Source organism: Candidatus Leptovillus gracilis, assembly GCA_016716065.1.
Taxonomy (GTDB): Bacteria; Chloroflexota; Anaerolineae; order Promineifilales; family Promineifilaceae; genus Leptovillus; species Leptovillus gracilis.
The window spans coordinates 452,083-474,391 of the sequence record JADJXA010000003.1; the positions used below are offsets into that span (position 1 = coordinate 452,083).

Sequence of the window (22,309 nt, forward strand, 5' to 3'; positions counted from 1 at the left end):
CTCTCAATTCTTCGCTCCTATTTTTCATCGGGGTTGAGGCTGGATGCGGCTGGTACGCCGGGGGAATTCAATTGGTATTGCAATGCTTTGAGTAAATTTTCCGGACTGGTAAAGCCATAGCGTTCATTGGTGCGGGGAATTTCCAGCACAAAACGGGAAGCATTGCCTACTGGCGCTTCCCCATCATCCCAACAACGCACAATAAATACGCGGTAAGCGTGGTCTGCTGATGTCACTTGTTCACCTTTGTTTACCTTCATGCAGTACAATAACAAACGGACGCCGATGGAACGCCGGTAAAACGCCGATAGAAAACGGAGCGTGATACGGAGAAACGAAAAGACCTGACAGGTTTTCGAGGCATATTTGACAGGCGATCACGATGGCAAAAACCTGTCAGGTCTGGTTAGACCTTATGAGCAATTTGTCATTACACCTGTTTGGGCAGCCGCAAATTGTCCGCAATCAGATCAACATCACCCATGATCTGTCTATCAAAGCCCAGGCCATTCTCATTTATCTGGTCGTGACCGGTCAGCCGCAAACCCGCTTGTGGCTGGCCTCTTTGTTGTGGCCGGATGTGGAAGAGAGCCGGGCGCTGAAGAATTTGCGCGATATTTTGCCCTTGCTGCGCCAGCAGTTCCCTGAACATTTGCTGATTACGCGCCAGACGTTGGCGTTTGACCGGGAGCAGCCGTATTACCTGGACGTGGAGCAGTTTCAGCAGCAGTTGCAGTTGGCCGCTCTCAGCGATGAGCAGCGGTATGAGACATTGAATTTGTATCAAGGGGAGTTTTTGGCGGGCTTTTATGTGCCGCAGGCCGAACCGTTTGCGGAGTGGCAGATGTTGTGGCGGGAGCGGCTGCATGAGCTGGCGCTAACGCAAATGGATGGCCTGGTGGAGCAGGCGGCACAGCATCCGGGAAAGTGGCGCATGGGGCTGGAGCTAACGCAGCGGCTGCTGGAACTGGAGCCGTGGCGGGAATCGGCGCACCGGCAGCGGATGTTGTTGTTGGCCTATATGGGGCAGCGGGAAACGGCCGTTGCCCAGTATGCGTTGTGCCGCCAGACATTGGCCGCCGAATTTGGCATTGCGCCAACCAGTCAGACCGAGGCGTTGTATGCCCAAATTGTGGCCGGGGAAGTTGGCCCGGCGGCGCAGCCCACTGCGCCTGCCGAACTGCGCCGCCAACCCCACTTGCCGCGCCCGCTCACCCCCTTTTTTGGTCGCCAGGAGGAGTTAACGGCCGTTACCAATCATCTGCGCAGCAACCGGTATCCGTTGGTGACCATTATGGGCGAAGGGGGCATTGGCAAAACCCGGCTGGCTATTGCCGCCGCCCAAAAAGTGGCCGCCGATTTTGCCGGTGGCGTCTGGTTTGTGCCGCTGGCACATTTGCCCCATGCGCCAGACCCGCAGATGGCTGTGGAGCAGTTGGTGGGGGCGCTGGAGGATGTGTTGGGAACGGCCGTTGCCAACCCGCAGCCAGCCACCGCCGCCAACCTGTACCAGATGATCGGCGACCAACGCCTGCTGCTGGTGCTGGATAATGTGGAACACCTGTCGGCGGGAAAAAAGCTGCTGCTGGATCTGCTGACCAACTGCCCCCATCTGTCGCTGTTGATTACCTCGCGGGAGCGGCTGAATGTGCAGGCGGAGATGGTGGTGCGCCTGCATGGGCTGCCAGTGCCCGACGACACCCAACCAATCCAGATGCCCAACCTGATTACCATGAGCAGTTTGCAGCTCTTCACCGAGCGGGCCAGCCGCATTGCGCCAGATTTCATTTTGGATGACCACAATCTGGCCGATGTGGTGCGGATTTGCCAGTTGGTGGAGGGGCTGCCGCTGGCAATTGAAATGGCGGCGGCGCTGACGGCGTACCAATCGCCAGCGGCGATCCGGGCGGCGCTGACGGCCAATTACCAGGCGCTGACGGCGCTGGGACAGGATGATTTGCCGTCGCGGCATCAGAGTTTGCAGGCGGTGTTTGATTATTCGTGGCAGCGGTTGTCGCCGGAGGAGGGGCTGGCGCTGGCGCAATGTTCGCTGTTTCAGGGTGGTTTTATGGCGGCGGCGGCAACGGCCGTTGCTCGTGTGCCGATGGCCTTGCTGCTGGCGCTGACGCAAAAGTCGCTGCTGCGGGCGGTGGGCAACGGCCGTTTCGACATGCACGAACTCATCCGCCATTTTGCCGCCGACAAGCTGGCCGCTTTACAGATAGACAGGGACGCCGTGCGCACCAACCATGCCCGCTACTATGCCCTGTTTATCGAGCAACGAGCGCACCAACTGGAAAACGAAACGGCCGTTTTGCGCGAAATCCAGGCCGAGATGAGCAACATCCGCACCGCCTGGCAATGGGCTACCACCACCAACCAGCTAGAGATAGTGCGTCAGGCGCTCCCCGGTTTGACCAGCTTCTATCGCCTCACCGGCTCCTTCCGCGAAGCCCACACCTTATTGGGTCAAACCCTGCGCCAGTTGGCAACCTCGCCGCCCACGGTCGAGGCCCGGCTGCTGTTGGGGCAGTTGTCGGCCGCCCAATCCTACTTCGTGCAGCGGGTGGTGAATCTGAACGAAGCGGTGCAGTTGGCGCAAACGGCCGTTACCATTGGCGAAGAACTCCACAATGCCCCCCTGCAAGTGATCGGCCATGTGCGTCTGGCGGCCATCCGCTTTGGCGAGGGGCAGATTGGCGAAAGCGAAAAGCACAGCCAGTTGGCGTTGGCCCTGGCCCGCCAGCACGACATCTTGCCCCTGGAGCAGGCGCAATCGCTGCGCTATTTGGGGCAGATTGCCACCATTCACGGCGATTATGCCGCCGCCCGCACTCACTACCAGGCGTCGCTGACGCTGGCGCGGCAAATTGGCAGCCGCCCCCATGAAGGCCGCTTGCTGAAGGATTTGGGCATTATTGAATGGCGGCATGGCGCTTACGGCCGTGCCAGCGAATATTTACAAGCCGGCCTGGACAGCGTGCGCGACACCGGCGACCGCCCCACAGAGGCGGAGATTCTGAAAAATTTAGGCGTCGTGGCCTGGTTTTTAGGCGACTATGAGCAGGCGGCCGACGCCTATCAACAAAGCCTCGCCATTTACCAGGACATTGGCGATCAGGCGGGGGCCAGCGACACGCTGAATAATTTGGGGCTGCTGGCCTGGGGGCAAGGGCGCTATGAACAATCGGCCGCCTATTACCAGCAAAGTCTGCGCATCAAGGAGCAAATTGGCGACCGGCTGCAAATGGGCATCATGCTGGGCAATTTGGGCATTATGTCCCGCACTCAGGGACAGTACGAGCAGGCGCGGCAATGGCACCTACAAAGTCTGGCGATTCTGGAAGAAGTGGGCGACGAACTGGGCAAGGGGCGCACGCTGAATAATTTGGGGCTGGTGGCGGCCAATTTGGGGCAGTATGAGCAGGCGTTGGCCTATTACGGGCAAAGTCTGACCATTCGGCGGGCGTTGAATGACCAGGAGGGGCAAGGCAAAACGCTGAACAACCTGGGGGCCGTGGCGTATATGCAAGGGCAATACGCGGCGGCGACCGCCCATCACGAACAGAGCTTGCAAATCGCGCAGCGCATTGGCGACCGCATTGGCGAGGCGGTGGCGCTGACGGGGTTGGGATTGGCGTTGCTGGGTGCGGGAGAGTTGGCGCGGGCGGAGGAAGTGTTGGGAACGGCCGTTGCCCGGCGGCGGCAACTGAACAATGCCAACCTGCTCATGGAATCCTTGACGACGTTGGCGGCGCTTAACCTGGCTCAGGGCGCGCCGGATCGGGCGCTGGCGATTCTGGAGGAGGTGCTAACCTATCTGGCCGCCGGGGGCAGCTTTGCCGGAACCGAGTACGACTTTCTCAACTACTGGCACTGCGTCCAGATTTTGGCCGCCAATGGGGATGCCCGATGTGATGTGATTTGGCATACGGCCGTAACGCAATTGCAAACCCACATGGCCCACATTCAGAGCCAGGAACTGCGCCACGCCTATTACCACAACATTCCCTGGCATCAGGCGTTACTGAGCCAGGCACATTTCAAATAAATTTACTGATGGAATTATGCACGGTTCACCCCAGTCTGGAAGCGGTCCTCTACAATTTTAGCGGTTTGCATGATGGCCGTAACTGGGCACGACTTATGAGAAACATCCAGAGCGGTTCGTGAAGGGGCGGCCTATGGCGTCGCAGGTATCTACGGCCGTCTGGCTTAACCTACCCCGGCAGGAGCATGACGCGCAGCCGTCGTAGAGGTTGATGCGCGTGGCGTTGCTCTCAAATCTGTTGGTTTTAGTATCTCAAAACTGTGACACATTCCGCGGTGTTTTCTTGCATGCTCGCTGCCTTCATCATCTAACATAAAACACGCCCTCTAACCCGCTGGCGGTGTCTGGCCCCAACCATACCCTGAATTCCCCTGGTTCTACCACGTACCTCATCGCCAGGTCCGTAAAGCCCAACTCGCAAACAGGCAGCGAAAAACATACGGTGCGCTTCTCGCCCGGTTGCAGGAAAATCTTTTGGAAACCCTTCAGCTCCCGCACTGGTCGGGTGACGCTGCCCACCAGATCGCGCACGTACAACTGCGCTACTTCCGCGCCCGGTCGGCCGCCGCTGTTTGTCACTGCTGCGGAAACAACCAGGGTGTCGTCTAAGGTGAGTACGGGTTGGGCAATGTGTAAATCGGTATAGGTGAACCGGGTGTAACTAAGGCCAAAGCCAAACGGGAACAGCGGGGAGTTAGGTTTGTCTATGTAAACGGATTTGAAGGCTTCGGCGAATTGGCGTGTGCCGGCGGCGGCCGCCGGCCGGCCGGTGCTTTTGTGGGCGTAATGGACGGGAATTTGTCCTTCGGCGCGGGGCCAACTGGCAGTGAGTTTGCCCGATGGGTTGACCGCGCCCAAGAGGATGTCGGCGGCGGCGCGACCGGCACGGATGCCGCCATGCCAGGCCACCAGCAGCGCCTGCGCCTGTTCCGCCAGCCGGGGAATGACCAGGGGACGGCCGTTCATCAACACGCACACCATCGGCTTGCCGGTGGCCGCTAACGCATCAGCTAATTCTTGCTGGCGGCCGGGCAGCCCCAGGTGGGTGCGCGAATGCCCTTCGCCGCTCATGTCGGCGCTTTCGCCCACCACCAGCAGCACCACGTCGGCGGCTTGCGCAGCGGCGACGGCCGTTGCGAAATCGGTGGGCGCGTCGTCGCGGATGGGGCAGCCGGTCACATAGGTCCAGCCGTCGGCGGGCAGGTAGGCGGCCAGACCATGCAGCAGCGTCTCCACGTCTTCGGGGTGGTTGTGCAGCGACCAGCAGCCGAGCATGTCGTGGTGACTGTCGGCCAGCGGGCCGATGACAGCCAGCCGCGTCTGCGGCGATAGGGGTAAAATGTCATCCTCGTTCTTCAGCAGCACCATAGATTCCTGAGCCACTTGCAGCGCCAATTCGCGGAAATCGGGGCGCAGAATGAGTGTGTCGGCCAGGCTTTCATTGGTGTAGGGGTTTTCAAACAGACCCAGGCGGAATTTGAGGCGTAATACACGGCGGACGGCTTCGTCTACGGCCGTTAATGGCACATCCCCCGCTTTTACGAGATCGGCCAGGTGAGTGGCGTAGCCATCGCTGACCATCTCGATGTCCAGCCCGGCCAGCAGGCTGAGGCGGGCGGCGTCCGCCAGATCGGCGGCGATACCGTGGGCGATGAGTTCGCGCACGGCGTCGTAGTCGCTGAGGACGACGCCGGGCCAGCCCCATTCATCGCGCAAGATGGTGCGCAGCAGCAGGGAGTTGGCGGTGGCCGGTACGCCGCTGAGTTCGTTGAAGGCGCTCATCACCGTCCCCGCGCCCGCATCGAAGGCGGCTTTGAAGGGGGGCAGGTAGACATCGCGCAGGGTGCGTTCGGAGAAATCGGTGGTGTTGTAGTCGCGGCCGGCTTCGGCGGCCCCATAGCCGACGTAATGTTTGGGGCAGGCGGCAATGCGTCGGCCGCTGGTCAGGTCGGTGGCCTGGAAGCCGCGCACGCGGGCGCGGGCCATGGCTGCGCCCAGGAATGGGTCTTCGCCGGCCCCTTCGGCGATGCGCCCCCAGCGCGGGTCGCGGGCAATGTCTACCATCGGGGCAAAAATCCAATCCACGCCGGAGGCGGAGGCTTCTTCGGCGGCAACGCGAGAAGCGCGTTCCAGCAGGGCTGGGTTCCAGGTGCAGGCTTCGGCCAGAGGGATGGGGAAGATGGTGCGGAAGCCGTGAATGACATCGCTGCCGACGAGGAGGGGAATGCCCAGGCGGGATTCTTCGACGGCGATGCGTTGGCAGTGGTTGATCAGGTGCGGAAGCATAATGTTGAGGAAAGAACCAACACGGCCGTTGCGGATCATCTCATCTATATCGGGGTGCAGCCGGGGTGGATAGTCGAATGGTTCGCCCGCGGCCTCGGCGGCTTGCTTTTGCGCCAGGTAGTCGTCGAAATCGAACGGGGCGAAGGGGCTGATCTGTACAAGCTGGCCGACTTTCTCCGGCAGGGTCATTTGGGCGAGCAAGGCGGCGACGCGGGCTTCGGTGGCGGGGTCGAGGTGGTTGTAGGAACCGGGGGGTGTTTCGATCATGGGGTTGATGTTCCTGTTGCTTTGTTTGTTAGTTGATTGGCTGACCAATCAAGTAACTCATCTGCGTAACACAATGGTATCGTTGTTGGTGTGGCTCAGGTGAATGCGTTGGGTGTGGGCTGTCTGCTGGCGGATGGTAGCCTGGTCGCAGGTGTAGCCGGTGAGGGTGAGTTCGGCGGTGAAGGTGGGTTGGGCAGTGTGCAGGGTGAGCGTGTCGCCTTCGTCGTTAACGGCCGTGAGTTCGCTGGTAAGGTAGTGGATGAGTACATTGGGGTTAAGCCGCCATTCCAGTGGCAAAATCAGGCCACGCCGGGGTGGGATGGTGAGGGGTTGGCCGTCGAAAAGGGGGGCGTTTTGGTAGGCGACGGCCGTTGTCACCGCCTCTTCCTGGTAATTGTTGAGGTAGAGGAAACGGCCGTTCTCCCCTGCGCTGAGCCGCGTATCGGCCCATTCGCTTAGCTGCAAGAGCGGCGGGCAAGCCACCAGCCGGGCGATTTGCTCAAAAACGTCTAAATCGGCCAGGGTGTTGGTGGTCAGCGCCGCGCCCAGCAGCAAGACCTGTCCCTGGCCGACGGTCTGGCGGAAACCTACCACTGCCCCATTGGGCCGGGTAGCGATCACCTCGCTAAACTGGCCGGTGTAGCTTTGCGCGAAAGAAACGGGCACATCCTCATGGTGAAAGGCGTTGATGGTCGCCGGGCTAAATGGCGGGTCGCTGGCGATGTGGGTCACACCCAGGGCATCTTGCAGGAGGGCGCAGGGGATGTAGTCGAAATCTTCGACGCACAGTCGGCCGATGAGCACGAGTTTGCCACCTTGCCGGGCGTAGTCTATCAGTTTTTGCTGCACAGCCATCGGGCATTGCTGTTCCATCATCACCCAACAGGTTGGGGTCTGGGTGGGGTCCAACGGAGCGCGGCTGAGTTCCAGGGCGGTAAATGGCCGATGGGTCAGAGCCAGCCCGCGGGCGATAAAATCGCACAAAATCACTTCCCGCTGATGGGTGAGGGTGTTGGTGGCTTCCTGGGTGAAGGCGTTGTTGACTTCGGTCATGAACTGGTCGAGCAAAAAGCCAACGGCCGTAACCGTTTGCGGTCGGGCCAGGATCAAATCGTCGCCATAAGCGTGCAGGACGCGGGAAAGCTGCGGGTAGCGGTGGTAGTGACGGCGCAGTGTGCCATCCTTGCGCACCGGGTGGCCCCAATCGTGCCGTTTGACAGGGCTGAGCAGCGGGTGGTTTTCGCCATCGAAGAAGAGGTAGTGGTTGATGGCGCGCATCCCGGTGGAAAGACAGAGACGGCCGTGCAGATCATACAACGACGACTGGCTGCCGCTGAAATCGTTGTGCCCCCCGGCCTGGAACTCCACCGAAAAGAGGGGTTGGTCGGGGTTTTGCAGCGCTTTGGTCGTTTCGTTTACCAGCAGCAGTTGGTGGAAGTTGCCTTCGCCGATGAAAATGGGGTAAACGTCGGTGGCGCTGATCATACCCGGCAGTTCCATAGCCTGCACCAATTGTGACAGGCCGATGGGAAAGGTTTTGCCGCCGTTCATGAAGCCATGAACGTTGATGATGGGCGGGACTTCCAGCCCGTTGGCCTGCGCTTCGGCCAGCAGGAAGGCGGCGTATTCGCGCAAATAGTCGCGGTAGAAGCGGCGGTAATCGGCGACGACGCGGGCGGCGTGGGGTTCTGTGGGGCGTATGATTTGCTCGCCCAACCAGTCAGGTAATTGGTCAGCCGGATAGATTTCGGGCAGGCGGTCGGCATAGGTGGCGCGTAGATAGGCGGCGAAGCGGGCCAGGGTGTCCGGGTTGGTATCGAAGATGTTGCGTACCCAGTGGGGCATGCCCATTTCGTTGTCTAACTGGACCATGATGATACGGCCGTTGCGGGTGAACTGGCGCGGGGTGAGAATGGCGAAAACGGCCGTGTACCACTTTCTGACACAAGCCAGAAAATCCGGCTGGAGATAGCTGGCGATATTTTCGACCTGCTCTCGCTGGTTGATGAAGGCTGCCTGGGGATAGGTGGCGAACACCCAGGGGGGAATGCCTTCATTGATGGTTTCGGCCATGATGTAGGGGCCGGGGCGGGCGATGATCCACAGGCCCATGTCGGCGGCCAGGTCGAGGAAGTCGGCCAGGTTGCACATGGGGTGGGAACGGCCGTCAAAATCAGGCAGACCTTCTTCTGCCTGATGCCATAACCAGGGGATGTAGGTGGCGACGCTGTTGAACCCGGCCGTCTTTAGCAAACCCAGGCGGTGCGCCCACTGGTCCGGCGGGGTGCGGAAGTAATGAAATTCACCGGCCTGAATGAGTTGGGGACGGCCGTCTAGCCAAAACTGTCCCCCGGCCACATAAAATTGATTCATTCTATTTTCCTTAGCAACTATACAGTCTCTCTGGGATTGCACCGCGGAGACACAGAGGCGTGTCCTGAGCAAAACCGAAGGAGTACGGAGGTTTTACAGGTTTAATCTCTGTGCCCTCCGTGCCTCTGTGGTGAACAGATACCTTACCTTTTAACAGACGATTCGCGCGGAATGAGTCGGGTTTGGATGCGATAGGGCTTCGGGAAGGTGTATTCCGTCTCCAAAAAAGCGATCAGTCGGGCAGCGGCCGCGGCGCCCCAGGCCAGCCGCGATGCGCCAATGGTAGACAGGCTGGGCTGCATGTAGCGGGCAATCTGAATGTCATCAAAACCCACCACGGCAATGTCATCCGGCGCTTGCAGGCCGTGTTCTTTCATGGCTTTCAGCAGGCCAATCGCCATCTGGTCGTTGGCGCAAAAAACGGCTTCCGGTATGTTGCGGTTTTCAATCATCAGCCGGGCGGCGTCGTAGCCGGACTTTTCGGTAAAGTTGCCGCTGTAGCGCCGCACCGCCACCTGGTTTTTCTCCGCTTCGCCGATGAAGGCGCGCATTCGCTCGCCATTATCAAACGAATCGGCCGCGCCGGAGACAAAGCCGATGCGCCGCGCCCCTTGTTCGTACAGGTGATAAAACGCCTCGCGGGTTCCCAGTCGGTTGTCTAGCAGCAGGGGCAAGAGATTATCCTTCTCTAAGTAGCGGTCGAGAATGATGATGGGGAAGCGTTTGGAGGCCAGTTTGAGGATAACGTCGCTTTTGATTTTAGAGTCGAAGACGATGGCCCCATCAACCTGCCGCTGCGTCAGCAGTTTGGACATGGCGTGGGTTTCCGGACAGACGATTAGCTCGTAGTCAGTGCTTAGAATCGTGTCATGGATGCCTTCCAAAATCTCTTCGTAAAATGAGCCACCGAAGCGGGAGATAAAGACGCCGATGGTGTGGGTTTTGTTCTTTTTAAGATTGCGGGCGAAGGCATTGGGGTGGTAGTTTAGCTCCTCGGCCGCTTGCAGCACGCGCTTGCGCGTGTCGTCGCCGATCGTGCCGGTTCCATTCAGGGCGTAGGAGGCGGAGGTGACGCTGACCCCGGCGTGTTTCGCCACGTCTTTGATGGTTGTCATGCCGATACCTTTGAAGAGAACTGAACGCCGAGGCGCAGAGACGCAGAGAATGGCTGAGTAAAGGGCGTTTGACCAATCATGATTCGTCGGGGGTGATGTGCAAACGATTTAGCCCGTTTAGGATGTGTTCGTTTTGCATCACGATTGTGTGGATCAGGTCGTTTTCGTGGTTGGCGAGCATGAGCAGGGTAATGCCTTTATTGATGCCGATCACGTCGCTGGCGATCCATTCTTCGCTGAGATTGTAGGCGTCCAGAAAGCCGTAGCGCCCGGTTAGCCCTTCTGCGGCGGCGTAATGCAGCATGGCCTGCTGCGCCTGCTCCGGCAGGAAGATGATGGAACCGATGGCCCCGGATGGGGGCACGGTGTCGTCTATGAAGTGGGCGCGGTTGTCGAAGCCGGAGGGGGGCGCGCCGTAGAGGCCGTTGTAGCCGTCTGGTCCATCGCAGGCGGTGAGGCCCCAGGCGTGGGGGCCAATGGTTCGGTATTGGTCGGCAACGGCCGTAGCAAAATCCACCTGTGCCTGCGAAGCCAGCACCGAATTATCAAACCAGTTCACTCCATCCTGGTCGGTGTAGCCGCGAAAGTCCAGCCAGGCGTGGCTGTATTGGTGGGTGAACAGCGACCCAAACCAGGAGTGGATGAAGGGTTGGCCGCTGCCATAGGCGGCCTGGTGACGGGTGAAGGTGTAATAGGGGGTGTCGTCGGTGGGGAAGGTGGGGGAACCAGCGGCCAGCACGTACAACATCAACTGCTCGGCGTAAAAATCCCAATGCCCCTCAAACCCTTTTTCCGGACGATAGGCCATGTGGAACATATCGCGTGATTCATCAACAAACCAGGGCCAGTTCACCCCGTCATAAATCTCTTGCGCTTTGTCGTTCACCTCGTCGCCGAAGTATTCCCCGGCGGTGAGGACGCCCATGAGCAGGATGGCGGTGTCTATGGTGGAGACTTCGCTTTGCCAGGCGCGTTGGCCGCTGGTCATATCCAGGAAATGGTAGTAGAAACCTTCGGTGCGCTCCAGCGCCAGCAGGGTGTCCAGCGTGCCGTTGGCCCGGTCGTATCCTTCCTGGAAGGTGATGTAGCCTTTTTCGACGCCAATGGGGTAGGCGGAGAGGCCGAAGCCGACGGCGGCGATGCTGGCGACGCCCGCGGAGCCGGGATACCGGTCGCGGATGAGGCCGAAGCCGGGGCTGGCGGGGTCGGTGTTGGCCTGTTCCCAGAAGAAGTCGAAGGAGGCTTGCATTTCCTGGGCGATGATGGAATCCCAGGCTGTCTGAATGGGGGTCGGGGTGATTGTGGGCGTTGTCATCATAGTGGGTGGGGGTTGGGGAGGCGTGGTCGGCACGGCCGTTGGCAGTACGGCCGTTTCCGCAGCGATAGTGCATCCAGTCAGCATGAGGGCAATGAGCAGGAGCGAAACAATAGATTTATTCACCGGTAATACCTGTCCTTTCGATAGATTCAACAAACCATTTTTGCAGCACAAAATACATGAGCAGCAGGGGCAAAATATTCAGGAATGTGCCGCTGAGTTTAACCGCTTCATTTAGCCGGTCGAAAATGTTCACCACACCGGGCGGGTAGAGATTTTCATACGCCTGGACAAATTTGGCTAACTGCATGGGCAGCGACTGGATGCCCCCCTCCAGAAAGATGACGGTGAGATAGGTTTCGTTCCAATACCAGACGGTGGAGAAAATGATGGCGATGATATAGGCGGGCACGGCCGTTGGCAAGGCAATTTGCACAAATATCTTCCAATCCGCCGCCCCATCTAGCCGTGCGGCCTCCTCCAACACCTTCGGCAGCGAGAGAAACGTCTGGTAAAAAATCAGGATGAAGATGGCGCTTTTATAGCCTTGCCCCAGCAGCGCCGGCAAAATAAGCGCCCACAAATTGCCTAACAGCCCAAACTCCCGGTAAGTAAGCATTTGCGGGATCACCGTGTTTTGTGCCGGGATAATAAACGTCGCCAGAATGAGGAAAAAGATGAAGTTTTTGCCCGGAAAGCGATATCGCGCCAACCCATACCCCACCAGCGAAGCCACGGCCGCCTGAATCACCGACGGAACCACGCTGATGAGCAGCGATGAGGCCAGCGTATGGGGATAATCCAACACGCGATAAGCCTTGACGTAATTGCCGGTGTAAAACTCTGTTGGAATCCACTGCACCATCGGGTTGAGCAAGTCGGCGGGGCTTTTCAGACTGGTGACAAACATGAACAACAGCGGATAGAGATAGACAAAACCAATGGCAATCAGCAGCATGTACAGCACAATGCTAAACAACAACCCATATTGGGTGCGGTTGCCCAGAAAAAAACTACGCCAGCGGTCTTGTGTTGCTTTATTCATGAATGTTACCCATACTGCTTCCGCGCCCGGTAGTTCAGGAGCAAAAAAATGACGGCCAGCAGCAAAACAAGTATAAAAAAGTACAAAAACGACATCGCACTGGCGTAGCCTATGCCACCGCCGACGGCATAGGTTTGCCCATAGATGTATTTGATCACCTTATTCTCGGAAAAGTGGGACAGGGTGATGATGGTGTAAATGGCGATGATGACGGTGGTGGTGGAAAGCGCTGGGAGGGTGATCTTCCAAAAAGATTCCCAGGCCGACGCGCCATCAATGGCCGCCGCCTCGTAAATGCTCTGGTCTATGCGCTGCAAGCTGGAAAGGTAGATGAGGATTTGCACGCCGGAAAACCAGAGGATGAGGATGAACGAGGTGAGCAGATATTCTATCGGGTTACGCAGATAGCGAGGCATGTCGGCGATGAACGCCGCGACCGTGCCGGAAATTGCCAACCCCGGCACGGAGGTTGCGCCCTGGGCTACCAACTCCTGAATAACTGGTCCACTGGTGATGACCACCGGCAAAAAGAAGATCGTGCGGAAAACGCCCTTGAAGCGGAATTTGAGATTGAGAAACAGGGCGATGATCAGGGAAAAAATGAGGATGATGGGCAGGGAAACGAGCGTTTCGATCGCGTATTCGATGAGCAACTGCACAAAGGTGGGGTCGGTGAACAAGGCTCTGGTGTAATTTTGCCAGCGGATAAATTGCAGATTGATGCCGGTGGCGGAGACCGTAACCTGGTTGAAGCTGTAGAAGAGGGTTTGCAGCAGCGGCAGCAGGGTAAAAATGGTAAAGCCGACAATCCAGACCAACACAAAGGCGTAGCCGTGCAGCGCTTCTCTGGCGCGGTGGCTTAGTTCGCGGCGGCGGAAGGGTAAACGGCCGTTCACCGCGCCACCTCCCGCACAATCGCATCTTCCCCCGCCACCACCAAGTCGCCCTGGCTAAAGGGAGCGGCGTTGTAATTGACGATGATCTGACGACCGTTGCTATAACTGGTCGCCCACACCCCCTCGGCCAACGGCTGCCGGGCGACAATGTGCGCCCCGGCCACCGGCCCCAGCAGCGCGTTCAGCCAGGCGTAATTCGCCTCAATCTCCTCGCCCCACTGCGCAAACGACGAGCTATAAATCCAGTTGGAACTGGTGTTGAGGATTCTGGCGGTCGCCTCGTGGCTGAGGAAGTAGGAAGGGTAAACGCCATAATCGGCGTGGCGCAGCAGGTCGGCGCGGCTGTTGGCGGAAAAGTTGAGGGCGACGCCGTAATAGGGCACATAACCGGACAACACAATAGGCAAAAAGGGCACGGCCGTTGTGGTGTAAATGTAGCCGCTGTTATTCAGGGGCATGTCGTAATACGCCTGCATCAGGCCAAACAGGTAATCGTTGGGCAGGTAAAAGGCCAGGGGCAGGCCGCTTTCGCCCAGCAGCGCCTGGTAATGGGCGATGGCTTCTTCACGGTTGAGGCGCTGGCCGCTTTTGAAATCGCTGTAGAGCGTGCCGCCAATGCCATCCAGGGCCAGGCCGGCCGGTAGTTCCGCCAGCACGTCGGCGCTAAGACTGGCGTAGCGGTCGCTGAGGGCGTCGTGGTTGAGGTAGTAGTTGACTTTGTTGCGGTTGAAGCCGATCAGGTTGAAATTGGTGATAGACATTGCCAGATCGCGCCGTTCCGAGTAACCACGTTCGTCGCGCAGGGCGGCTTGGGGGTCGAGATAGAGGTAGAAGTGGCCGTTAACGGCCGTTATCTCCTCTACCACCGCTTCTAACTCCGCCAGATTGCCCAGTTTGCGCTCCAGTTTCAGCGTGCGCGGCGGCATGTTCGCCGCGCCCAACGGCTGCCAGCCGTAATAAACCACCGCCGGGTTTTGCACGTCTAGCTGCGCCAGGATGTCGCGCATCTGCGCCACCGTGGTCATGGGGATGGCCCGCTGCCAGAACAAGACCTTTTCCTTTTCCGCGCCCAGAAATTCCAGGCGGATGCCGATGGCGTTGTTGGGGGAAGCATACGGCCGTAACACCCCCCGTTCCACCAGATACGCCTGGTAGCTCCGCGCCATGCCCACGTAATCGCTCTCGTCGCCTGTCAGGAAGCGGTAGCGGATTTTTACGTCGAAGGCGTTGGTTTGCGGCTGCAAGGCAGTTACGCCCGCGCCAGAGCGATTGGTCGCCTGGAAGTAGCTCTGGTTGTAGACGAAGGCGTTGTATAAAAAGTTAAAGTCGGTGATGATGCCCGATGGGTGGGCGTGGGCTTCGCCATAAGCGGCCCCTTTTTCCACAATCGCCAGGTAGCCATGCTCTTTTTCGCCGTGAATCATGCCGATAACCGGGATGGAGAGCTTGTAGGGGCGATTGATGGCCGGGTCGTAGGGCAGGTAGGTAATCATGCCCAGGTCGGGGCCGTAGTAACGGCCGTAAAACATATTCTGCGCTTTCGTCTCGGCGGTGAAGGCGATCAGGCTGCCCACGCCGTCGGGAAGGAACATATAACCGGGCGTCTGGTCGCTGCGCGTAGCCCCAAAAAAGGGATAGACATACACCAGCCCCAACTTAAACGCCGGGTCGGCCTCCACCACCCCGGTAAACGGCAGTTCTACCGTCACCCCATCAGCCGCCAACTGTACCATCACCTCCAGGCTGATGCCCGGCCCGGTGAACGTCACCGTCGCCGCGAAGCCCTGGTCAATGAGGCGAAAGTCCAGGGTGTGGTCGGCGTTGCTGATGGAGGCGCGTTCGCTGACCGCTTTTTCATCCAGGTAATCGATGCTGATACCGCTTTGGGCGAAGGCGGTCCAGGTCCGGTTGAGCCGGTCCTCTTCTTGCTTTTCCACCAGGTTGGAGTGCCAGACGTAGCCGCTGCGCCGGTCTACCACGTTGAAGGCCAGGGTTTCCCGGTTGGCGTAAAGCTGGAAGGTCTCGTTTTCGGCCACCAGTTCAAACGCGCCGGGCATGGGTTGGACGGCCGTGAGCCGTGGGCTGTAAGCTAGAGGCTGGGCGCTGAGGGTGGCGGGCAGCAGCAGCAATAGCAGCAGCAGGCCAAGGGCGAGGATGAGGCGTTGTTTAGCCACGTAACCTTAACTCCTGGGCAACGGCCGTAACAAAATCGAACAGTTGCGTAAACAGCACAGACAAAATGTAGCCTGTCAGCACAAACAGGGCCATGGTGAACAGCGTCAGCAGCACGTTGCGCACCGTCTCGGAAAAGGTGTAGTTGTGAACTTCCTTGACCATGATAAACAGCATGATCCCCACCCACAGCCACATCAGATTCAGCGAAAAGGTGTAGAGAAAAATCTCGTTCAGGGTGAGGATGTTGGTGAGCAGGGCGATGGGCAGCATGAACAGCGCATAGGGGAACAGGCTGTACGCCGTGCCGATGACCACATCGCGCACGCGCCCTTCGCCATCGCTGATGGTGGAGACCAGGTAATTGGCCGCATTCCACAAAAACAGCAGCACGGCCGTATACGCAATCACATCCGCCACGCGAATATCCGCCAGGTTGCTGTAAGGATTAAAGACAAAGGCGGTGACATAGGCCGCCAGCACCCGCGCCCCAATCACCCAGGCGTACAACAGCAGGGCAAAGGGCAGGCTGCCGCGCAAATCATGTTTGATGTAGTAAAAGCTGTCGGCCGGCTGCCGGATGAAGCGGAACAGAAAGACAAAATCATCCACCAGCCGGAAGCGGCGCAAGCCCCGCAGCCAGGCGCGCGCCGGATCAAACCAGCGGCGGCGGCGCTCCAGATGGTTGACAGTCTGATAAACAATCCCCAGCGCCAGCAGCCCCATGAGGGCCGGGGAGAGATATTGTTGCAGCACCTCGTTGCGCAGTTCCCAAAACGCCTCGGAGTAACCGCTGCGGTCTTCGGCGTAGCGGTAGATGGTCAGGGCGTCGGCGTAGGCGCGTTCTTTGTAGTAGGCGTCGGCGATAGCCTGGTAGGCCATGATGAAGGAGCCGTTGTGGGTGAGGACCTCTTCAAAGTAGGGTTTGGCCTCGCTGTAGAAGCCATCCACGTAGAGGCGCACGCCTTCGTGGACGCGCCGAGCGAAGGCGGTGGTCTGGTAGACGATGAGGGCGTTTTTGTCTTTGTCCAGGATGTAGATGACGTCGTTGTGGCGGGCAACGGCCGTTGGATTACGCAGTGTGCCCAGCCGTTGGTCGCCGCTATCTTTGGCGCCAAAGAGGAAGAGCAGCGTGCCATTCAGGTCGTATTCAAAGATAACGCCGTCGGCGGCAACGGCCGTTATCAGCCCCGTCTCGCTCACGTGAATATCGCGGAAAGCGGTGGAGTCAAACGTCTCCGGGAAGATGTTCTTGCCGGAGATGGCGAAGCGGCGGATGCTCTGCCACCTTTCGGCGCCGGCGGTGATGGTGAAAATCAAACCCTGGTGGTCAATCGCCAGGTTAGACGGCGAAGCGGCCTCGTTTTTGATGAACTGATCAAGCTGCTCCTCGGTCAGAAAGAGGCGCTGCAAAATCATCTTCAGCGACATGCTGGCCGCGTTGGGGCCAAAGTAGCCAATGAAGGCGCCGTTGGTGTTCATCTGTACCAGCCCATTCACCGAGCCTTCGCTGACGATATACAGATTTTGCCGGGCGTCTACGGCGATTTTGCGCGGCAAAAACTGGCGATTGCGGCCAAACAGGGGTTCAGACGGCCGGCCAAACTGCTTTAGGACGTTGCCCTCAGCGTCGAAAATGACAATGGCGTCCTGCCCGGCGTCGGTCACGTAGACCACGCCGTCGGCGTCTACAAACAGGCCGGTGGGCTTTTGCAGCACCGCTTCACCCAGAACGGCGGCGATGTTGAATTGGGAATCCAGGCGGAGGATACGGCCGTTGCCCGTATCGGCCACGTAGATCACCCCCTCCGGCGTGATGAACATGTCTTCCGCGCCGGAGATGGGCAGATCAATCTCCGCCAGCGGGGTGTAGGCGTCTTGGGTCATCACCAGCCAGCCGTTTGGCCCCCAGGCCCAGGTGGTGTAGGGGGTTTGGGCTTGCGCCTGGGTGGGCACGGCCGTTAGCGCCAGCAGCGCGATGAGGCACAGGAGCAGAACCAACCGCTTCATCATTTCAACCCTGAATGCGACATGGTACTCATCACCTGGTTTTGCAGGATGAGAAAGATGATCAGATTGGGCACAAACATAATCAGCGTGGCGGCGGCGGCCATGCCCTGCCCGGCGACGGCATTGGCCCCGGCCGCTGTCGTTGTCAGAGTATTCAGGTAGAAAGCGAAGGTTTTCAGGCTTTCGCTGTTGACGTACAGGGTGGAAATTTCGGCATTGTTCCACGTCGCCTGGAAAGTCAGAATGGCGATAGTGGCGATGGCCGGTTTGATCATCGGTAAAATGATGCGCCAGTAAATCGCCACGTCCGACGCGCCATCAATTTGCGCCGCCTCCACCACCTCGTCGGGGATGCCATCAATGAACTGCTTGATGAGAAACAGCCCCACCGGAATGGCTAAGGCGGGCAAAATGTGGACCCAAAAAGTGTCTATCAGGTTGAGTCGTTCGATGATGAGAAAACGCGGGATGGTGACGGCGATAGGCACAAACATTAGGGCGACGGTATTGATGGCGAACAGGATTTTTTTGAGCTTGAATTTCTTTTTGGACAGGGCGTAAGCGGCCGTCGTGGAGACGGCAATCGAAGCAGCGATGGTGATGAGGGTGATCAGGATGCTGTTGAACAGATACCGGCTCACCGGCACGCCCGCGACAGACATGCGGGCGAACAGGTCGCTGAAATTTTTGGTGGTGGGATTGGTCACCAGGAAGCGAGGTGGATAGGCGAATAGTTCATCCGGCGGCTTGAAGGCGTGGGAAAAGACAAAGACAATGGGCAGCAGCATAAACAGCACCAGCGGCGTCAGGATCACGTAAAACTTGATCTGGCTGGTGTGAAAGCCTTTGGGGTTAATCCCGCTGTTGTAGATGCCGGAATACCGGCTGCTGGTTCGTCGTTTGCGTTTCATTCGTACTACCTGGGAGCGCGGGCGGGACGCCCGCGCTCCCGTCAATCATTGCTGCCGAACAGGCGGTTGGCGAAGCGGGAGAAGAACAAGACCATCAGCAGCAGCACCACGGAAACGGCCGCTGCATAGCCCATCTCATAGCGCAAAAAGCCAAAATCCTCAATGTGGTTCACAATCAACTGCCCGGCGTACTGCGGCGTTGGGTTGACCCCCGACAGCGTGACGCCAATCGCCCCGGCCTGAAATGTGCCCACAATCGCCATCACCGCGCCAAACAACATCTGCGGCTTCATCGAAGGGATGGTGATGTGAATGATCTCCTGAAAGCGGTTACTGATGCCATCCAGGCTGCCCGCCTCGTACAATTCCGGGCTAATCTCCAGAATACCGGCCAGCATCGCCAGAAAACCGACGCCCATGCTGCTCCACAGGGTAACAAAAATCATGATGGTCATCAGGTATTGCGGCGATTGCAGCCATTGGACCGGTTCCTGAATGAGACCTGACTGCAACAGGTAGCTGTTCAGGTAGCCGTTTTGATCGCCGCTGAACAGGGTTTTCCAGACGACGGCCATGGCAACGGCCGTTGTCATCGAGGGCGAGTACAAAATCAGCGCCAGGATGGTGCGCGGCGCTTGCGGCAGTTGCGCCAACATCCAGGCCAGCATAAAAGCCATCACATAGCCACCCGGCCCCACAATCACGGCAAACCGGATGGTGTTGGGCAGCACGTAGCGCATAAACACATCATCCTGCGTCAGCAGCGTGATGTAATTGCGCAGGCCGTTAAACGTCGGCGGCTGGATGGTGTCGAAAAAGGTAAACGACAACCCAAACGCCACCAACACCGGCACAACGATGAAGATGGTGAACATGAGCGCATAGGGCAGCACAAAGGCATAGGCGTTGCCTTCTCTGCTCGCCCAACGCCGGATTTTAGACGGCCGTTCTTCCACCTCGTCGTGTATTATCGCCCCATCCATTGCTCTATCGTCTCCACCGTCGGAATTTTGAACTCGCGCACCACCACCCCATTTTCCAGATAACCAAACTCCTCCATTTTGCGGCTGATTTCCCGGTTGATCAACGTCACGGAACTGTCTACCGCCACGCGCGGATTCACGCCATCAAAAACAATGCGGTTCCAGGCGTTGCTCAATTCCCGCTCCTGCATATAGCTGCCCGGCAGCTTCACCGGCTCTTGCAGCCATTCCCACTGCGCCAAAATCACCTCTTTGTGCGCCTCCGGGATGGGCGAATAGGCAAACGCCGCCAGATTGGCCGAATTCCACAGATATTCCAGCCCATAATTCAAAATCAACTGCTGCTGAAAATCTACCTGCGTCGGCGTAGACATCCACCACTTCATAAATTCCCACGCCTCATCCGGCCGGTCGGTGCTGGCGAACATAATGCCCGACTGCGCCGAGCCGGTGGCATAGCGGTACTGGCGCCCATCGGCCAGCACGGTGGCCGGGTAGAGATCTATCTCCCACAAACTGGCGATTTCCGGCGCGGCCGTGAGCAGCTTGAGATAGTCTACAAAGTTAGACACGCCAATCGGCAGGCTGCCATAGCGGAAACTGTCGTAAAAGCTAGATGTGGTCAGCGGCATCCCATAAATGGTGAAGCTCTCGGCCATGAATCTGATAGCCGCGATGGCCTCTTCGCTTTCCAGACCGGTGGCAAAGCCGTCGGCGCTGTACAGATTTGCCCCGTGATTAAACAGGTAGGGGGCGGTCATCAGGTACGGTTTACTGCCGCTGCCGGCCGAAAGCGGCGTGTTGTAGTTCAGGCCATAGCGCTGCAACTCCGGCAAAATGGCAATCACCTCATCCCAGGTTTGCGGAACCGGCAGCCCCAACGACTCCATGATGTCGCGCCGGTAAAATGTCACCCAAAAATCTTGCGTTTCCGGGATGGCGTAAACAGAATCGTTGATGACGTAGCTCAGAAGCGCGCCAGGGGCGTAGATGCCGATGAATTCATCGAAGTCGTCGAAGGCGCGTAAATCTTGCAGGGCGTTGCGAATGGCGAGTTCGTAAGGCACGTTGGTACTGACGCCCAGGGCCACGTCGGGCTGGATGCCGGCGGCGTTAGCCAGCACCAGCTTGGATTCATCGGGCATGATGGAGAATTTCACCCGAATGCCCGTTTCGGCGGTGAAGGTTTCGTCGGTGATGAGCTGCATCAAATCCACATATTGGCGCGGCCGGTTAACCCAAACCTCCAGCTCGTCTTCGGCCGCGCCGATGGATTGATATGGGTTGGGGCGGAAGGAGGAAGCAAAGCGTTTGACCCCTTCGACAAAGGCATCCAGGAGCGATGTCTCCACCGGCGGCGGCGGGGTATCGGGGGAGTGGATGTAGAGTTTGTCCAGCGCCAGGGGTTGGCTTTGCAGGGCGGGCAGCAGGCTGCCCAGCAGTTGGGCGGCCGAGCCTGTACCTTCGGAGAAGCGGTTCAGGCGCATGGGGATTTTGTCGGGTTCCTGGGCCAGGAAGCGGATGTTGTCTATCGCCATCTGGTAGGCCAGGATTTCGGGGGAGCCGCCGGCGGGGTAAACGGCCGTTAACCCTGCCAGGTCCACCGCCAGATCATCGGCAATGGCGTTTAGCTGCGCCTCGATGTCCGGGATGTAATCGGCAATGACCCATTCCTTGAACGGATCGGCCTGATTGCCGGTCAGCTTTTTAATCTCCAACGACAGGGTGTTGATGTCTAGCAGCACCTTCTGAATTTTTTCGATGGCCGCGCCGTAGGGGGCTTGCGTCGCTTCGATGCCCAAGACGTTGACCCCCTGGCGCAGATAGATGGCGTAAGGCGTCTCGCCGCCCAGGGTGACGTTATGCCAATCGGCGCTGTAGGGGAAGGGGACGGCGTTTAACTCGTCGAACAGTACCTCGTCGTTGAGGGTGATGCGCCGGAAGGTGGTGAAGTTGTTTTTGCTGTTTTGCAGCGCCCGCAGGGTGATGTGATACAAGCCATCTTCGGGCACGGCAAATTCGTAATAAACGGCCGTGCCGCTTTGCTTCCAACTTTCGCCGCCCAGCGTGTTGAGCAGCAGTTGGTAGGTGTCGTAAGGGGTTACGGCCAGGCTGCGGTTGTTAGTGGGGCGCACGGCCGTGCTGTTTTTGTAGGTCGGGAATTCCGCTTCCAATTCCAGCAGCACGCCCGACGAAGCGGCGGCGGGGTTGGCCTGTTGGTACTGGCTGTAGGTGGGGTAGGGGGCAAACGGTTCCAAGACGATGCTGCCCAGCAGCATCGTCTCGGCCGTCAGGGTAAATTCAAATTGGCGTTCTCCGGCCGTCAGGGGAAATTGCAGCGGGTAGGGCTGGCGGAAATTGGCGTCGCGCACGGCCGTTGCCGTCCAGCGCAGCAATCGTTCTTGCCGGATGAGCGCCTGGTTGCCATAGCGGTCCAGTGGAAACTCATCGGCGGTGTTGGTGTAGAAAATGGGGAAAACAATGCGCTGCGCTTCCGGGGAGGGGAACTGCCCATCTACCCGCAGTTGGCCTTCGGGCGGGTTGATGAAGGAATCAAGTGCGGCTGTGTCGAAGCTGATGGTGTAGAGGCTGTCGGTGGGGATAACGGCCGTAAACGTCACCACATCACCGGCGGCCAACTGCACGGTCGGCTGGCCATATGCCCGCGCCAATGGATGGTCGCTGAGGGGCCGGCCAAAAGCGTCGGCCTGAATCGCCACCATCCCGGATGGGATCTGGCGGGGCAACACGGACGCCGGGTGCGCCGGACGCCCGGCAGCCTGCGCCGAAGCGGGCGCGCCCGCCAACAGCAACACCACCACCAGACCAGCCAGCCGGACAATTCGGGCAAACATTGGAAACATGGGCGGAAGAAGGCAGGT

General features: G+C 58.7%; 13 protein-coding genes. 1 reads left to right on the forward strand and 12 read right to left on the reverse strand.

Features of this window, described 5'->3' with window-relative positions; genetic code table 11:
• Positions 1–17: 17 nt before the first annotated feature.
• A complete protein-coding gene (locus IPM39_10905) occupies positions 18–236 on the reverse strand; it encodes a hypothetical protein (GenBank protein MBK8986572.1) in 219 nt (72 codons plus the stop codon).
• Positions 237–382: 146 nt separating this feature from the next.
• On the opposite strand from IPM39_10905, the gene IPM39_10910 reads away from it, so the two are divergent.
• Positions 383–4,051 (forward strand): tetratricopeptide repeat protein, encoded by a 3,669-nt coding sequence (locus IPM39_10910; protein MBK8986573.1) that lies wholly within the window; start codon positions 383–385, stop codon positions 4,049–4,051.
• Positions 4,052–4,354: 303 nt separating this feature from the next.
• On the opposite strand, the gene IPM39_10915 is transcribed toward IPM39_10910, so the two are convergent.
• The 11 genes from IPM39_10915 to IPM39_10965 form a co-directional block, all read right to left on the reverse strand.
• Entirely contained in the window at positions 4,355–6,604 is a 2,250-nt protein-coding gene (locus tag IPM39_10915) for a glycoside hydrolase family 3 C-terminal domain-containing protein (protein MBK8986574.1), read from the reverse strand.
• 57 nt (positions 6,605–6,661) lie between these two features.
• The gene (locus tag IPM39_10920; protein ID MBK8986575.1) at positions 6,662–8,977 is read right to left on the reverse strand and encodes a beta-galactosidase; all 2,316 of its coding nucleotides are present in this window, start codon (positions 8,975–8,977) and stop codon (positions 6,662–6,664) included.
• A 143-nt stretch (positions 8,978–9,120) separates the two neighbouring features.
• Positions 9,121–10,092, reverse strand: a complete 972-nt coding sequence (locus tag IPM39_10925) for a LacI family DNA-binding transcriptional regulator (protein ID MBK8986576.1) — start codon at positions 10,090–10,092, stop codon at positions 9,121–9,123.
• 76 nt (positions 10,093–10,168) lie between these two features.
• Positions 10,169–11,533 (reverse strand): hypothetical protein, encoded by a 1,365-nt coding sequence (locus IPM39_10930; protein MBK8986577.1) that lies wholly within the window; start codon positions 11,531–11,533, stop codon positions 10,169–10,171.
• Positions 11,526–12,455 carry a carbohydrate ABC transporter permease gene (locus IPM39_10935; protein ID MBK8986578.1) on the reverse strand — a complete coding sequence of 310 codons (930 nt, stop codon included), beginning with the start codon at positions 12,453–12,455 and terminating at the stop codon, positions 11,526–11,528. The genes IPM39_10930 and IPM39_10935 overlap by 8 nt, the downstream gene beginning before the upstream one ends.
• A 5-nt stretch (positions 12,456–12,460) precedes the next feature.
• Entirely contained in the window at positions 12,461–13,351 is an 891-nt protein-coding gene (locus IPM39_10940) for a sugar ABC transporter permease (protein MBK8986579.1), read from the reverse strand.
• Positions 13,348–15,525: a hypothetical protein gene (locus IPM39_10945; protein MBK8986580.1), complete on the reverse strand. Its 2,178-nt coding sequence runs from the start codon at positions 15,523–15,525 to the stop codon at positions 13,348–13,350. Before IPM39_10945 ends, IPM39_10940 begins: the two co-directional genes overlap by 4 nt.
• Positions 15,518–17,533 carry a YIP1 family protein gene (locus IPM39_10950; GenBank protein ID MBK8986581.1) on the reverse strand — a complete coding sequence of 672 codons (2,016 nt, stop codon included), beginning with the start codon at positions 17,531–17,533 and terminating at the stop codon, positions 15,518–15,520. Before IPM39_10950 ends, IPM39_10945 begins: the two co-directional genes overlap by 8 nt.
• Entirely contained in the window at positions 17,533–18,444 is a 912-nt protein-coding gene (locus tag IPM39_10955) for a carbohydrate ABC transporter permease (GenBank protein ID MBK8986582.1), read from the reverse strand. Before IPM39_10955 ends, IPM39_10950 begins: the two co-directional genes overlap by 1 nt.
• A gap of 41 nt (positions 18,445–18,485) precedes the next feature.
• Positions 18,486–19,427, reverse strand: a complete 942-nt coding sequence (locus IPM39_10960; protein MBK8986583.1) for a sugar ABC transporter permease — start codon at positions 19,425–19,427, stop codon at positions 18,486–18,488.
• Positions 19,412–22,282, reverse strand: a complete 2,871-nt coding sequence (locus IPM39_10965) for an extracellular solute-binding protein (protein ID MBK8986584.1) — start codon at positions 22,280–22,282, stop codon at positions 19,412–19,414. The genes IPM39_10960 and IPM39_10965 overlap by 16 nt, the downstream gene beginning before the upstream one ends.
• Between the last annotated feature and the right edge of the window lie 27 nt (positions 22,283–22,309).